We start from the raw sequence: 13,268 nt of genomic DNA on the forward strand, positions 1-13,268 counted from the left end.
TCACATGATCGTCCAGATGGACATAGAGTGCCGTCAGAAGGGCGTCCAGCTCAGTCTTCACAAACCGATCTTGGACGCCCTTCGCTGTGCCCGCAGACGATCAGCGAATTTCACATCAACGATCTAGCCGATCACTTCTGTCAGACCGTCCAGCAGGCGGGTGAGGCCGAACTCGAAGAGGTGGTCGAGGTCGAGGTCGAAATCGCCCAGTTCGCGCAGGAACGCGGCGAAGGCGGGCGAGGAGCCGGATTCGCTGATCGTCCAGATGCGCTCCTCATGCGTGCTCATCCACTCCTCGTCCGTGAGGCCGGTGGCGGCGCGGGCCCGGCGTTCCTGCTCGACGTTCGCGGCGATGGAGAGCACGTAGCTGTAGAGCAGGATGTTGACGTACATCTTGGTCGTGGGGTCGAGCCGAAAGCCGGCCAGGGCGGCCATCGTCCACTCCGAGTGCCGCAGCAGCGCGGGCGAGGCCAGCGGGCGGTGCAGTGAGGTGACGCCGGCCATCCACGGGTGGTCGCGGTAGGCCGCCCACAGCACGCGCGCCGAGGTCTCCAGGCTCGCGCGCCAGCCGTCCGGCCGCTCGGCGGGCAGCGGGAACGCCTCGATCACCGTGTCGACCATCAGCAGGAACAACTCCTCCTTGCCGGTCACGTGGCGGTAGAGGGACATGGTGGCCATGCCGAGCCGGTCGGCGACGCGGCGCATGGTGACCTCGGAGAGCCCTTCGGCGTCGGCGATCGCGACGGCGGCCCGTACGATGCGCCCCCGTATCTTCTCATTTCCCGAAATTTCGGGACGTGCCCCCCGACGTTCCTGGGCCTCCTGGGCGGCGGGCCGGTCGGCGACGACCGTGCCGACGCGGGGCTCCGCCGTCACGACGCCCTCCCTGGCCAGGACGGCGAGGGCCTTGGTGGCCGTGGCGAGGGCGACGTTCCAGTCGCGGGCGAGCTGACGGGTGGACGGCACCCGCTCCCCCGGCCGCAGCCGGCCCTCGTCGATGCGCCGCTTGATGTCGGCCGCGATGCGGGCGTAGGGCGGGACGGTCACGCGATCCTCCTGTACTAGTACAGATTTCACCATCATAACCTTGCCACCTGCTGTACGTACTACGTACATTCACATCTGCGTACAACGTCAACAGGCAAGGAGCGCAACGTGAAGGTCCTCATCTCCGGCTTGGGCGTCGGCGGCGCCACCCTGGCCCACTGGCTGCGGCGGCACGGGCACGACGTGACCGTCGTCGAACGGGCCCCCACCCCCCGCAGCGGCGGCCAGGCCGTCGACGTCAGAGGCGCCGCGCTCACCGTGGCCGCCCGGATGGGCGTCCTGGAGCGGATCAAGGAGCGGCGCACGACCATGCGCGGCATGTCCATGGTCGACACTGACGGCAACGAGATCATGCGCGACGAGGAGGGCACGCTCAGCGGCGGCCGCTTCGACAGCCCCGACCTGGAGATCATGCGCGACGACCTCACCGCGATCCTGACCGGCGTCTCCGGCGCCGAGCACGTCTACGGCGACTCGATCGCCACGCTGACGCCGGACGGCGACGTGACGTTCGAGAGCGGGTGGCGCGACCGTTACGACCACATCGTGGGCGCCGACGGCCTGCACTCCGTCGTGCGGCGGCTGGCGTTCGGCGACGAGTCCCGGTTCGTCCACCACCTCGGCACGTACGTCTCGATCTTCACCGCCGACAACTTCCTCGGCCTCGACCACTGGCAGACCTGGTTCAACGAGGGTGAGACGGGCGGAGCCCTCTTCAGCGACCGCGACCGGACGCGGATGCGCGTCAACCTGGGATTCCGGTCCGAGCCGATCGCGTACGACCACCAGGACGTCGAGCAGCAGAAGCGGCTCGTCGAGGAACGCTGCCAGGGCGTGTACGAGGCGCCCCGGCTGCTGGAGGCGATGTGGAAGGCCGACGACTTCTTCTTCGACTCCATGGCCCAGGTGCGCATGGAGCGCTGGACGAAGGGCCGGGTCGCGCTGCTCGGCGACGCGGGCTACTGCGCCTCGCCGCTGACGGGCCAGGGCACGAGCCTGGCCATGGTGGGGGCGTACGTGCTGGCGCAGGAGTTCGGACAGGGGTTCGGCCGCTACGAGGAGCGCATGCGCCCGTTCGTGGCGGCGAACCAGGCGCTCGCCTTCGAGAACCCGGGACAGGGCGCGTCGCCGGAGAGCGTCCAGTGGGCGGCGAATGCGATCTCCCTGGACTGACGGTACGAACCGATACCATGTGCCGCCATGACGGGTATCAGACTCACTCTGGCCGCCTTAGTGGCCGGCGCTCTGACGTTGACCGCCGTCCCCGCCTCGGCGGCGGAGGCAGGGATCACGGACGAGGTGACGATGACCCTCGGCAAGGACGGCACCCTGCACGTGGTCGAGAAGATCACGGGGGCGTCGGGCGGGCTGAAGCGCACGTTCATCACCCGCACCCGCTACGACGACACCACCGACCGCGTCTACGAGATCTCGAACGTCAAGGGCGGCACCCTCGACGGCGACGTGCTCACCGTGACGAGCGAGACCGTCGAGTACGACGTCAAGGGGGCGGTGACGAGCTCCGGCGGCGTCGAGGAGCTGCGCTGGTTCGCGGTGAACGGCTGGAACCAGCCGGTCACCAAGGCCACCGTCCGGGTCGACGGCCCCGGCCAGGTGCAGAACCTGTCGTGTTTCGCCGGTGAGCTGACCTCCGCCATCGGCTGCACCTCCGCCTCGATGGACCACTCGGCCACCCGGGCCGACTTCGAGCAGGAGAACCTCGCGCCCGGCCAGGCCCTCACCGTCGTCGTCGGGTACCCGGAGGGCTCCAGCGACGGGCAGCCGATCTTCGACAAGCGTTTCTCGCTGGCCGCCGCGTTCACGCTCGACGCCGTCACCGGCGGCGCGCTGGCGGGCCTGCTCGTGCTGCTGCTCGGCGGCGTCGCCCTGCTCTACTGGACGCGCGGCCGCGACGCCCGGGTGGCCGGCCACGAGAGCGACGCGGCCGCCCCCGTGCAGAACGGCCACTTCTCGCCGCCCGACGGGGTGCGCCCCGGCCAGATCGGCACGCTCGTCGACGAGCAGGCCGACGTCGTCGACGTGACCGCCACGATCGTCGACCTCGCCGTCCGCGGCTACCTGCGCATCGACGAGCAGCCGCGCGAGACCTACGACGCGCCCGACTGGATGCTGGTCAAGATGCCGAACGCGCCGGTCAACGCGCTGCTGCCGTACGAACGGGCGCTCTACGACGCGGTCTTCGACGGGCGCGACGCGGTGCTGCTGTCGCAGTTGTCCGGCTCGTTCGCGGCCCACCTGGGCAAGGTGCGCGACGCGCTCTACGCCGACGTGGTGCGGCAGGGCTGGTTCGCCCGCCGTCCCGACACCGAGCGCACCAGATGGACCACGATCGGCGTGGTGCTCATCGGCGTCGGCCTGGTGGCGACCGTCGCGCTGGCCTGGTTCACCACGTACGGGCTGCTGGGCCTGGCCGTGGTGATCGCGGGCGGCGCGCTGGCGGCCGGCGGCCAGTACATGCCGGCCAAGACCGCCAAGGGCTCGGCGGCGCTGGCCCACACGCTGGCCTTCCGCCAGTACCTGCTCTCCGGCGAGCTGGGCGAGGTGCCCGAGCAGCACCGGGTGGAGCTGTTCTCCCGCTACCTGCCGTACGCCGTGATCTTCGACGGGGTGGAGCACTGGTCGCGCGTGGTGGCCTCCGTCACCGGCAACGGCCACCAGGCCGACAACCTGTACTGGTACCACGGGCCGGCGGAGTGGGACCTGTCCAAGTTCGCCGGGTCGATGCGCACGTTCACCACGACGACCTCGGGCGCCATCTCCGCCAGCCGCCAGTTCCGCTCCCTCTAGCGCACCCTCAGCTCGCCGACGGGGCGTCCGCCGCCCAGCACCGGCGGGTTGGCCAGCTCGGCGAGCTCCGGCGCGTCCAAGCCGAGCGAGCGCAGCGCCGCCACGGTGACGGGCACGCGGGCACGCGAGTAGCCGTCCTCGATCTTGACGGTGCCCGCGCGGCCGTCCTCGAACACGAACGCGTCGAACGCCTCCGCCCCCGCCTTCAGCATGAGCCCCGGGATCGCCCGCATCAGCTTGGCCTCGGGGCGGTCGGTGCCGGACGTCCACTCGGGGTAGGTGCGCATGGCGTCGAAGATCTGGCGTTCGAAGGAGTCCGCCGCCGACAGCGGGAACGCGCGGAACGCCTTCGTCACCCCCAGCATCGACACGAAGAACAGCGGCGCGCCGCACCCGTCCACGCCGGAGGCCGCGACCCGCTCGCCGGTGAGCTCCTCCACCGTCTCGCGGATGGCCCGCTGCAGCGGGTGCGCCGGCTCCAGGTACGTCGTCAGCGGCCAGTCGTTCTGCGCACAGGTGGCCAGCATGGCGGCGTGCTTGCCGGAGCAGTTCATGTAGACGCGGCCGCGCTCGGTCACCGCCCGGTCGAACGGGTAGTCCTCCGGACACCCCAACGCCGACTCCTCCAGCCCGGCGCCCGCGAGGATCTTGCGCACCCCGTCGACGTGGAACGGCTCCCCCGAGTGGGAGGCGCAGGCCAGCGCGAGCAGCTCACCCTCCAGGCGCAGGCCGCTGCGCAACATGCCGAGCAACTGCAAGGGCTTCATCGACGACCGCGGCGAGGCGGGCACGTGCACCGCTCCCCTCGTCTCCACCGGGCGCCCCTCGGCGTCCACCGTCAGCACGCGGGCGTGGTGGGTGGATTCCACGAACCCGGATCGGACAACTTCCACAATCATCGACATATCGCGTCCCCTTTCGGCATGAGTCTACGGACGGTCCTCGCAGGGTTCTCCGTGGTCCACAATGAGATGCCATGCGGGCAGTCGTACAACGAGTCAGTTCGGCGTCGGTCGAGGTCGAGGGGCGCACGGTCGGGGCCGTCACCGAGCCGGGACTGCTCGTCCTGGTGGGCGTCACTCATACCGACACACGCGCCGAGGCCGCCAAACTCGCCGCCAAGCTGTGGGGGCTGCGCGTCCTGCACGGCGAGAAGTCCTGCTCGGACGTGTCGGCGCCGCTCCTGGTGATCAGCCAGTTCACCCTGTACGGCGACGCCCGCAAGGGCCGCCGCCCCACCTGGCAGGCCGCCGCCCCTGGCCCGGTGGCCGAGCCCCTGGTGGACGCCGTGGTGGAGGAGCTACGTTCGCTGGGCGCCCACGTCGAGACGGGCGTCTTCGGCGCCGACATGAAGGTGTCGCTCGTCAACGACGGCCCCATCACCCTGATCCTCGACATCTGACGAGGAGCACCCGGCCGGCAGGGCGGGACCCGCGCCGTGGCGCCGGGGTCAGCGGAGGCGGCGCCGGAGGGTCGGGTCGATGGTGACGTTGCGGCCGGCGTCCGGCGGGACGACGACCTCCTGGGAGGCCGCGACGCCGCCGGCGAGCAGCGGGGCGTCGACCGGCACGGTGCGTTTGACGACGGCCAGCGCGATCGGGCCGAGCTCGTGGTGGCGGGCGGCCGAACCGACCACGCCGACCTCCTGGCTCTCGAACATCACCGGAGCCCCGTGCGGCGGCAGCGTGTCGACGCTCCCGTCGAGGTGGAGGAAGACCAGGCGGCGCGGAGGATGCCCGAGGTTGTGGACCCGGGCCACGGTCTCCTGACCGCGGTAGCAGCCCTTGCTGAGGTGGACGGCCGAGCCGATCCAGCCCACCTCGTGGGGGATCGTCTTGTGGTCGGTCTCGAACCCGAGCCGCGGCCGGTGCGCCTCGATGCGCAGCGCTTCGTAGGCCCACAGCCCCGCCAGCGGCCGGCCGAGATGGTCGGCCAGCTCGGCGCGCGGCACCAGGAAGTCTTCGGAGGCCGTGGAGAGCACCGCCAGGTCGTCGACGCGCGACACCTCCACCCGCAGCATGAACCGCATGCGGTCGAGGTAGTCGATCAGGCTCTGCGCGGTGCCGGGCTCGACGTGGGCGAGCACGCTCTCGCCGTCGTCGACCAGCGTCAGATGGTGGAGCACGCGCCCCTGCAGGTCGAGGTCGAGGGTCTGGGTCCACTCGCCGGGCCGCAGCGTGTCGAGCTTCTGCGAGGTCAGGTCGTTGAGCCATTTCAGCCGGTCGGCGCCGGTGACGCGGACCACCTCGCGGTTGCTGCGGTCGACGACCGCCTCTCCCTTGGCCAGCGCGCGCTGCTCGGCGTACAGGTCGCCGTAGTGCGCCGCTACGTCGGAGTCCGGGGCGTCCGCCGGGACGGCACCGGGGAGATCGAGCAGAGGGCTACGCATGCCCTCCAGGCTATCCGCACCCGCCGGGACACCCGCGCGGGGTACGCCCACAGCGTCATCCCTGGGCGCGACGGCACTCGCGGCAGCGGCCGAAGACCGTCAGGTGGTGGACGTCGGCGTCGAACCCCAGCTCCTGGTCGAGCCCCTTGACCAGCCCCTCGGCGAGCTCGGGCCGCACCTCGAACACCTCGTCGCAGCTCCGGCACACCAGGTGGACGTGGTCGGCCTCGGCCGCCAGGTGGTAGGTCGGGGCGCCGTGCCCGAGGTGGGTGTGGGTGACCATGCCGAGCTCCTCGAGCAGCTCGAGCGTGCGGTAGACGGTCGAGATGTTCACCCCGCGAGCGGTCTCGCGGACCTTGACGCAGATCTCCTCCGGAGTGGCGTGCTCCAGCTCCTTGACCGCTTCGAGGACGAGCTGGCGCTGCGGGGTGACCCGGTAGCCCTTGGCGCGGAGTTCTTCGTGCCACTGCGTCTCCGTCATGTCACGAGTCTACGGCCCGGGATATTGACTTGCCCCTGCCGCGGACGACCGCATAGCTTCGTGGGTACGCGGAAAGGAGGTGGTCCGAATAATGGTGAGTCATAGTCGGGCTAGCGAGGTGGTTGTCCGCTAACGTCGCGGACTCGTTGTCTCGTTGACGTCAGCGAATACGAGGCAACCACCGGGGCCCCTGGCAGCCGGAGGGCGGGATCCCATCCCGCCGTTGGTCCATCCGGCCCACCTGCGCGGCAGGTGGAGTGTTGCCCGGGGCCCTTTTCACTTCTCTCCCCTGGCGGGGACGCCGAGCCGGTCGCACGCCTCGCGGTAGAGGCGCACGACGGCCTTGCGCACCTGGGCGCGCTCGGTCAGCCGCTCGCCCCACGCCACCCGCACCCGCTCGCCGCCGTCGATGGTGAACTCGATGCCCTCGGCGTCGACGCCGCTCGTCACGGCGGTGGACGCCTCGGGGCGGTCGGCGAGCCCCCGCACGATGATCAGCGCGTCTTCCGCGTGGTCGTCGTTCATGTGGCGCTTGATCGCCTCGACCGCCTGAGGGGTGAAGGGGGTGCTCATGCGACCTTCTTCAGCTCCGCGGACATGTGGTCGGTGAGCGGGTGGCCGCCGGCCGCCATCTCGTAGGCCCACATGAGGTTGCCGTTGACCAGGCCGTACAGGCGGTGGCCCGCGGTGTACTCGCGCGCCGAGGCGGTGCGCGCCACGACGTCGGTGCGCAGCTCTATCTTGTGGAAGACGACCTCGCCGATGTAGATCTCGACGATGCCGGTCGGGTGGGAGAGCACGACCTCGATCTGCCGCTCGGGCTGCGGACGCCAGTAGCCCGACTCCGTCGCCAGCGGCTTGACGCGGTTGCCGTCGTCGTCGAGCAGCCAGGTGCGGCTCACGTACTCCAGGAACGGCTTGCCGTTGTGCGTGAACTCGATCTCCTGCCCGAAGTTGAAGCTCTCGATCGTGGGATAGCCGCCCACGCCGGCGCCTTCCCAGCGCCCCAGCAGGAACGCGATCGGCTCCAGGTCGGGGTGCACCTCAGGTTCTTCCATGTTCCCCAAGCCTAGTGCCGTCCAGCGCGTACGGCGTCGGCGGCGCCGGAGGCGTAGGGTGACGGATATGGCACGATCACTGGTCATCAAGGTGACCGCCGGCGCCGACGCCCCCGAGCGCTGCAACCAGGCGTTCACGGTCGCGGCCGCGGCGCTCGCGAGCGGCGTACCCGTCTCTTTGTGGCTGACCGGCGAGTCGGCGTGGTTCGCGCTGCCGGGGCGGGCCAAGGAGTTCGCCCTGCCGCACGCCGCGCCCCTGGCCGACCTGCTCGACGCCGTGCTGGCGGCCGGGCGGGTGACGCTCTGCACGCAGTGCGCGGCCCGCAGGGAGATCACGGTCGACGACGTCATCGAGGGCGTCCGCATCGCGGGGGCTCCGGCGTTCGTCGAGGAAGTGACGAGCGAGGGCGCTCAGGCCCTGGTCTACTGACCGCCCTCTCGCTCACGTCAGGCCGGCAGGGGCTCGCCGGTCTCCAGGAGCGTCTTGAGGCTCGACAGCAGCTCGGGCCAGCCCTCGCCGATCGACTTCCTGATGTCGCTGCCCGGCCCGAAGCCGCCGTGCACGACGGTCAGCTTGACCATCCGGCCGCGCGGCTCGATGTCGAACGTCACCCTCGACCTCGGCTCCTCGGCCGCTCTTGCGACGGCTTCGGCGTCCTGCTCCATGGCCTTGGCGAACTCGGGGGTGAACGAGTGCCAGGTGTAGGCCAGGCGGCGCGGCGGGTCTGACTCCAGGACCACCTGCTCGGGGTCCTCGATCGTGGCGCCGTTCATCCGCCAGGTCACCGTCGAGCCGACCTTCCAGTCCGACTCCAGGGCGATCCCCCAGTAGCGCTCGGTGAAGGCGGGCTCGGTGAGCGCCTGCCAGAGGCGTTCAGGGGTGGTGTGGATGTACGTGGTGTACACGAAATCGGACACGTGGTCGTCCTCCAATGCCGTTTTCAGGTCGGCCAGGGCGCCGGCGCGCCGGCGGTCGTACTGGTTCATCCAGCGGTCGGCGATGGCGTTGATCGGCATGGCGTTGAGGTAGTGCAGCTTCTCGCGGCCTCGCCACACGGTGGTGACCAGGTCGGCCGCCTCCAGCACGGCCAGGTGCTTGCTGACCGACTGCCGGGTCATCTCCAGCCCTGAGCACAGCTCGCGCAGGGTCTGCCCGTTGCGGGCGTTGAGGCTGTCGAGCAGCCTGCGGCGACTGGGGTCGGCCAGCGCCCTGAACACCTCGTCCATCTACCGCCATCCCAAATATGCAACCATCTGGCTGCACGTTGACGATAGGCAACCGAGAGACTGCATGTCAACCGGTGTGCTGCAATCGAGGCATGCACCTGGACGAGCTGCGTACCCTGCTGGCCCGCCACGTACGGCCCGACGGGCGCACGGCCATCGACGGCGTGCTGATCTCGAAGGTCGAGCGCACCGAGCCGCCCTCGCCGTCGATGTCGGGCACGGTGCTGGCCGTGATCGCCCAGGGCACGAAACGGCTCGCGCTGGGCGAGCGGGTGTACGAGTACCGCGCCGGGCAGTACCTCGTCGCCTCGGTCGACCTGCCGGTCACCGGCCACTTCGTCGAGGCGAGCCCGGAGCGCCCGGCGCTCGGGTTCGGGCTCACGCTGGAGGCGTCCGCCGTCGCCGAGCTGCTGCTGCAGGCCGCGCCGGGCGACGTCCCGCGCGCCGACGGCCGGGCGGCGCCGGGGATCGCCGTCAGCGACGCGCCCGACGAGCTGCTGGACGCCGTCGTCCGGCTGCTGCGCCTGCTCGACCGGCCCGGCGACCGGGCGGTGCTCGCCCCTCTCGTGAAACGGGAGATCCTGTGGCGGCTGATCACCGGCGCGCAGGGCGGCATCGTGCGCCAGCTCGGCCTGGCCGACAGCAACCTCAGCCACGTCGCCCGCGCGGTGCGGTGGATCCGCGACCACTACGCGGAGGCGTTCCGGGTCGAGGACGTGGCGCGGCTGTCCGGCATGAGCGTCTCCTCCTTCCACCGCAACTTCCAGGCGGTGACCGCGATGACGCCCATCCAGTTCCAGAAGCAGATCCGGCTGCAGGAGGCCCGGCTGCTGCTGGCTGTGTCCGGCCCGTCCGGCCCCCATGACATCACCGGCGTCGGCCACCGCGTCGGCTACGACAGCCCGTCGCAGTTCAGCCGCGAGTACCGCCGCCAGTTCGGCGTGCCGCCCAGCCAGGACGCCGTCCGCCTGCGCACCCCCGGGCCCGCCCTGCCGTGATCGGCAGGATCGTGCAAGGGCGCGACAGGATCTTTCTACCGTCGTACCAGGTCAGGCTGCTTCCATGAAGGAGTCACATTCTCGCTGACTCGCACAGGAGGCAGTCATATGAAGGTCGCCATCGTCACCGGCGGCAGCTCCGGCATCGGGCAGAGCGCGGCGATCCAGATCGCCGCGCGCGGCGCCGGAGTGATCCTCACCTACGGCGCCAACCGGCAGGGCGCACTGGACACCGTGGCCGCGATCGAGAAGGAGGGAGGCACGGCCGCCGCCCTGCCCCTGGACGTCGGCGACACCGGCTCTTTCCCGGCCTTCCGCGAGCGGGTGATCGACGCGCTGAACGGCCTCTGGCAGCGTGACACCTTCGATTTCCTCGTCAACAACGCCGGGTTCGCGCAGATGGCGATGTTCGAGGACACCACCGAGGAGTTGTTCGACCGGTTCTCGCGGGTGCTGCTGAAGGGGCCGTACTTCCTGACGCAGCAACTGCTGCCGCTGATGGCCGACGGCGGCGCCGTCGTCAACGTGTCCAGCAACTCCGCGATGGCCTCCGGCCTGGAGGCCGGCTACTCGGCGTACGCGACGATGAAGGGCGGGCTGATCGTGCTGACCCGCTACATGGCCAAGGAGTTCAGCCCGCGCGGCATCCGCGTCAACGCCGTCTCGCCCGGCTCCACCCGCACCCGGCTCGCCGACAACGCCTTCGAGCGGTTCCCCGAGGTGATCCCGGCCCTCGCGGCGAAGACCGCGCTGGGCCGGGTGGGCGAGCCGGACGACATCGGCATGGTGATCGCGGCGCTGGTCTCCGAGGAGGGTCGCTGGATCACCGCGCAGAACATCGAGGTGGCCGGCGGCTACGGCCTCTAGGGCTGCATGACCGTGCTGAGGCGCTCCTGGCGCAGGGCCTCGTAGTGGGAGTCGTCCAGCGGCGTCAGCTGCCCGACCCGCCACGACAGCAGCAGGTCGGCCAGCGCCGGGTTGCGGGCCAGGGCGGGGCCGTGGAGGTAGGTGCCCACGACGTGGCCCGCGTAGCAGCCCTCGAAGCCGTCGCCGTTGCCGATGCCCTTGACGGTCCTCGACAGCGGCCGGACGCCGGGCCCGAGGTGGGTGACGCCCATGTGGTTCTCGAAGCCGGTCAGCGTGGGCAGGCCGAGCGCGGCGTCGACCTCGGCGACCAGCTCGCCCACGGCCCGGGCGGGGCCGCGCGAGCTGGAGATGTCGAGCAGGCCGATGCCGTCGACCGGCTGGCCCTCCTCGCCGCCGAACGTGCTGCCCATGATCTGGTAGCCGGCGCACACCGCCAGCAGCGCCGCCCCGCGCGCGATCGCGCGGTGCAGGCCGCCGTCGCGGCGCAGGCGCTCGGCCGCGAGGATCTGCGGGCGGTCCTCGCCGCCGCCGATCAGGTAGATGTCGCCGTTCTCGGGGACGGGGTCGGCCGAGCGTACGTGGATCGTCTCCGTCTCGATGCCCCGGCGCCGCGCACGCTGCTCCAGGACGAGCACGTTGCCCTGGTCTCCGTACGTGCTCAGCAGGTCGGGGTAGATCCAGACGATGCTGAGGGCGCTGTCAGACGGCACGTCCGAACTCCGATCGGATCTGCTGGAAGGCGGTGTAGTTGGCGATCACGTCGACCCGGCCCGGCGGCTGCATGGCCAGCGCCTCCGAGAACGTGTTGCACAACGCGAACGGCACGTCGGCCACGTCGAGCCGCAGCGCCAGGTCGAGGCGGCGTTCGCCGGTGACGAAGACGGGACGCCCGCGCAGGATGCGGTAGTCGACGTCCCACAACCACGAGGTGTCGCGGCCGTCGGGGCCCTGGGCGTTGACCGACAGGATGATCGGCAGCTGCGGGTCGGCCACGTCGAACGCCTCCAGCCATCCGGCCGGGTTCTTCGCCAGCAGCAGCCGGGCGTTCCTGCCGTCGCGCTCGACGGTGGTGTAGCGGCCCGCGACCGAGCGGACCTCGCGCAGCCGGGGCAGCGCCCGGTCGACCGGCAGCCCGAACGCCTCGGCCACCGCCAGCGCCATCACCGCGTTGGAGCGGTTGGCCAGGCCGGGAAGCTGGATGTCGAGCAGCCACCGCTGCCCGCGCGGGTCGACGGCCACGTCGTCGTCGAGCGCCCACTGCGGCTCCGGCCGGTGGAAGGTGCACTCGCGGCACGCCCAGTCGGCGTCCTTGCGGTCGAGCGGGCCGCCGCACTCGGGGCAGCACCAGGAGTCTTCCTTCCACCGCTGGCCGCCGGCCACCCAGGTGACCTTGGCGGCGGTGGAGGCGCCCCAGGTGACGAGCGGGTCGTCGCAGTTGGCGATGACGTGGGTGGGCTTGCCGGACAGCGCCCTGCGCCACTTCTGGGCGAGCAGCCAGATCTCGCCGGCCCGGTCCATCTGGTCACGGCTGAGGTTCATCAGGCACACGACGCCCGCGCCGGTGGTGTCGAGCACCTCCGGCAGGTATTTCTCGTCGACCTCCAGCACGCCGTAGGGCGCGCCCTTGTGCTGGGACAGGGCGGAGACGTGGCCGGCCGGCATGTTGGCGCCGAAGGCGTTGGTGGCCACCTCGCCGAGCTCCAGGAGCGCCGAGGTGATCAGCCTCGTCGTGGTGGTCTTGCCGTTGGTCGCGCTGACCAGGGCCAGCTTGCGGTCGCGTGCCAGCTTGCGCAGGAGATCGGGCTCGAGCAGCAGGCCGACCCGCCCGCCGATCACCGAGCCGTCACCGCGCCCGGTCATCCGGGACAGTGTGGCGGCACTGCGGCCCAGGGCGCTGGCGAGCTGTGCCCGCAGAGGAAGCTGGGTCATGTGCATGGATCCTAGTCGTGATTGCCCCGTACTCCGGGAGACGCACACGAAAACCCGCCGCCGCGGAACACCGCCCGCGTCAGGACAGCGGGACGGGGGCCGGGGCCGGGAGTTCGGTGAAGGTGAGCTCCGGCGCGCCCCCGTGGTCGAACGGCAACACGAACCGGCGCGGCCACGCCAGCACCCCCTCCAGCCAGCCCGCCCCCATCGTCTGCCCCACGTGCCGGATCCTGGCCGACGACTCGACGCCGATGGCCACGGTCGTGATGTCGCGGTGCACGCTCTCGTGCTCGTCGTCGCCGAGGATGACGCGCCAGGCCAGCGCCCGGTTGTGGTCCACCTCCATGGACAGCGGGTGGTGCCGCAGCGCCTTGGCCCGGTGGCCGAGCAGCTCGGAGTGGGGCAGGTCGCCGTTGCCGTTCGGGCGGAAGAGGGCGTACTCCATCGGCGGGGCGGGGCTGCGC

General features: G+C 70.9%; 15 protein-coding genes and 1 pseudogene. 6 read left to right on the forward strand and 10 right to left on the reverse strand.

Annotated elements, in window-relative coordinates; genetic code table 11:
* Positions 1-123: 123 nt before the first annotated feature.
* Positions 124-1,047 (reverse strand): TetR/AcrR family transcriptional regulator C-terminal domain-containing protein, encoded by a 924-nt coding sequence (locus tag C1J01_RS38935; RefSeq protein WP_111183970.1) that lies wholly within the window; start codon positions 1,045-1,047, stop codon positions 124-126.
* A 108-nt stretch (positions 1,048-1,155) separates the two neighbouring features.
* Here C1J01_RS38935 and C1J01_RS38940 point away from each other — a divergent pair, with 108 nt between their 5' ends.
* Entirely contained in the window at positions 1,156-2,220 is a 1,065-nt protein-coding gene (locus tag C1J01_RS38940) for an FAD-dependent monooxygenase (protein ID WP_111183971.1), read from the forward strand.
* Positions 2,221-2,247: 27 nt separating this feature from the next.
* Complete coding sequence (locus C1J01_RS38945; protein ID WP_111183972.1) at positions 2,248-3,855, forward strand: DUF2207 domain-containing protein; 1,608 nt, start codon at positions 2,248-2,250, stop codon at positions 3,853-3,855.
* On the opposite strand, the gene C1J01_RS38950 is transcribed toward C1J01_RS38945, so the two are convergent.
* Entirely contained in the window at positions 3,852-4,760 is a 909-nt protein-coding gene (locus tag C1J01_RS38950) for an asparaginase (protein ID WP_111183973.1), read from the reverse strand. The two genes, C1J01_RS38945 and C1J01_RS38950, sit on opposite strands and share 4 nt — an antisense overlap.
* 71 nt (positions 4,761-4,831) lie before the next feature.
* Here C1J01_RS38950 and dtd point away from each other — a divergent pair, with 71 nt between their 5' ends.
* A complete protein-coding gene (gene dtd / locus C1J01_RS38955; RefSeq protein ID WP_111183974.1) occupies positions 4,832-5,257 on the forward strand; it encodes a D-aminoacyl-tRNA deacylase in 426 nt (141 codons plus the stop codon).
* A gap of 48 nt (positions 5,258-5,305) precedes the next feature.
* Here dtd and ygfZ read toward each other — a convergent pair whose 3' ends face one another.
* The 4 genes from ygfZ to C1J01_RS38975 all read right to left on the reverse strand — a co-directional run bounded on the left by ygfZ (position 5,306) and on the right by C1J01_RS38975 (position 7,783).
* A complete protein-coding gene (gene ygfZ / locus C1J01_RS38960; protein WP_111183975.1) occupies positions 5,306-6,244 on the reverse strand; it encodes a CAF17-like 4Fe-4S cluster assembly/insertion protein YgfZ in 939 nt (312 codons plus the stop codon).
* A 55-nt stretch (positions 6,245-6,299) separates the two neighbouring features.
* Positions 6,300-6,725 (reverse strand): Fur family transcriptional regulator, encoded by a 426-nt coding sequence (locus C1J01_RS38965; protein WP_111183976.1) that lies wholly within the window; start codon positions 6,723-6,725, stop codon positions 6,300-6,302.
* Positions 6,726-7,001: 276 nt separating this feature from the next.
* Positions 7,002-7,298 carry a DUF2470 domain-containing protein gene (locus C1J01_RS38970; protein ID WP_111183977.1) on the reverse strand — a complete coding sequence of 99 codons (297 nt, stop codon included), beginning with the start codon at positions 7,296-7,298 and terminating at the stop codon, positions 7,002-7,004.
* Complete coding sequence (locus C1J01_RS38975) at positions 7,295-7,783, reverse strand: heme-binding beta-barrel domain-containing protein (protein WP_111183978.1); 489 nt, start codon at positions 7,781-7,783, stop codon at positions 7,295-7,297. The genes C1J01_RS38970 and C1J01_RS38975 overlap by 4 nt, the downstream gene beginning before the upstream one ends.
* Before the next feature lie 67 nt (positions 7,784-7,850).
* Here C1J01_RS38975 and C1J01_RS38980 point away from each other — a divergent pair, with 67 nt between their 5' ends.
* The gene (locus tag C1J01_RS38980; protein ID WP_111183979.1) at positions 7,851-8,213 is read left to right on the forward strand and encodes a DsrE family protein; all 363 of its coding nucleotides are present in this window, start codon (positions 7,851-7,853) and stop codon (positions 8,211-8,213) included.
* Between the two features lie 17 nt (positions 8,214-8,230).
* Here C1J01_RS38980 and C1J01_RS38985 read toward each other — a convergent pair whose 3' ends face one another.
* Positions 8,231-9,010 carry an ArsR/SmtB family transcription factor gene (locus C1J01_RS38985; RefSeq protein ID WP_111183980.1) on the reverse strand — a complete coding sequence of 260 codons (780 nt, stop codon included), beginning with the start codon at positions 9,008-9,010 and terminating at the stop codon, positions 8,231-8,233.
* Between the two features lie 92 nt (positions 9,011-9,102).
* Between C1J01_RS38985 and C1J01_RS38990 the strand changes: the two genes are divergently transcribed.
* Together C1J01_RS38990 and C1J01_RS38995 are read left to right on the forward strand one after the other, a co-directional pair.
* Complete coding sequence (locus C1J01_RS38990; RefSeq protein WP_111183981.1) at positions 9,103-10,008, forward strand: AraC family transcriptional regulator; 906 nt, start codon at positions 9,103-9,105, stop codon at positions 10,006-10,008.
* 108 nt (positions 10,009-10,116) lie between these two features.
* Entirely contained in the window at positions 10,117-10,875 is a 759-nt protein-coding gene (locus tag C1J01_RS38995) for an SDR family NAD(P)-dependent oxidoreductase (protein ID WP_111183982.1), read from the forward strand.
* Here C1J01_RS38995 and C1J01_RS39000 read toward each other — a convergent pair.
* The 3 genes and pseudogenes from C1J01_RS39000 to C1J01_RS52675 form a co-directional block, all read right to left on the reverse strand.
* Positions 10,872-11,585 (reverse strand): type 1 glutamine amidotransferase, encoded by a 714-nt coding sequence (locus C1J01_RS39000; protein WP_111183983.1) that lies wholly within the window; start codon positions 11,583-11,585, stop codon positions 10,872-10,874. The genes C1J01_RS38995 and C1J01_RS39000 overlap by 4 nt on opposite strands.
* The gene (locus C1J01_RS39005; RefSeq protein ID WP_111183984.1) at positions 11,575-12,804 is read right to left on the reverse strand and encodes a MurT ligase domain-containing protein; all 1,230 of its coding nucleotides are present in this window, start codon (positions 12,802-12,804) and stop codon (positions 11,575-11,577) included. Before C1J01_RS39005 ends, C1J01_RS39000 begins: the two co-directional genes overlap by 11 nt.
* Before the next feature lie 79 nt (positions 12,805-12,883).
* Positions 12,884-13,268 (reverse strand): annotated as a pseudogene (locus C1J01_RS52675) (ATP-binding protein); the annotation flags it as partial.

The organism is Nonomuraea aridisoli, assembly GCF_003236395.1.
Lineage (GTDB): Bacteria > Actinomycetota > Actinomycetes > Streptosporangiales > Streptosporangiaceae > Nonomuraea > Nonomuraea aridisoli.

Bases quoted from the DNA above. Each gene is read 5' to 3' on its own strand.
- C1J01_RS38985 (WP_111183980.1), bottom strand. From the start codon at position 9,010: ATGGACGAGGTGTTCAGGGCGCTGGCCGACCCCAGTCGCCGCAGGCTG.
- dtd (WP_111183974.1), top strand. From the start codon at position 4,832: ATGCGGGCAGTCGTACAACGAGTCAGTTCGGCGTCGGTCGAGGTCGAG.
- C1J01_RS38965 (WP_111183976.1), bottom strand. From the start codon at position 6,725: ATGACGGAGACGCAGTGGCACGAAGAACTCCGCGCCAAGGGCTACCGG.
- C1J01_RS38970 (WP_111183977.1), bottom strand. From the start codon at position 7,298: ATGAGCACCCCCTTCACCCCTCAGGCGGTCGAGGCGATCAAGCGCCAC.
- C1J01_RS38980 (WP_111183979.1), top strand. From the start codon at position 7,851: ATGGCACGATCACTGGTCATCAAGGTGACCGCCGGCGCCGACGCCCCC.
- ygfZ (WP_111183975.1), bottom strand. From the start codon at position 6,244: ATGCGTAGCCCTCTGCTCGATCTCCCCGGTGCCGTCCCGGCGGACGCC.
- C1J01_RS38975 (WP_111183978.1), bottom strand. From the start codon at position 7,783: ATGGAAGAACCTGAGGTGCACCCCGACCTGGAGCCGATCGCGTTCCTG.
- C1J01_RS38950 (WP_111183973.1), bottom strand. From the start codon at position 4,760: ATGTCGATGATTGTGGAAGTTGTCCGATCCGGGTTCGTGGAATCCACC.
- C1J01_RS38995 (WP_111183982.1), top strand. From the start codon at position 10,117: ATGAAGGTCGCCATCGTCACCGGCGGCAGCTCCGGCATCGGGCAGAGC.
- C1J01_RS38945 (WP_111183972.1), top strand. From the start codon at position 2,248: ATGACGGGTATCAGACTCACTCTGGCCGCCTTAGTGGCCGGCGCTCTG.
- C1J01_RS38990 (WP_111183981.1), top strand. From the start codon at position 9,103: ATGCACCTGGACGAGCTGCGTACCCTGCTGGCCCGCCACGTACGGCCC.
- C1J01_RS39005 (WP_111183984.1), bottom strand. From the start codon at position 12,804: ATGACCCAGCTTCCTCTGCGGGCACAGCTCGCCAGCGCCCTGGGCCGC.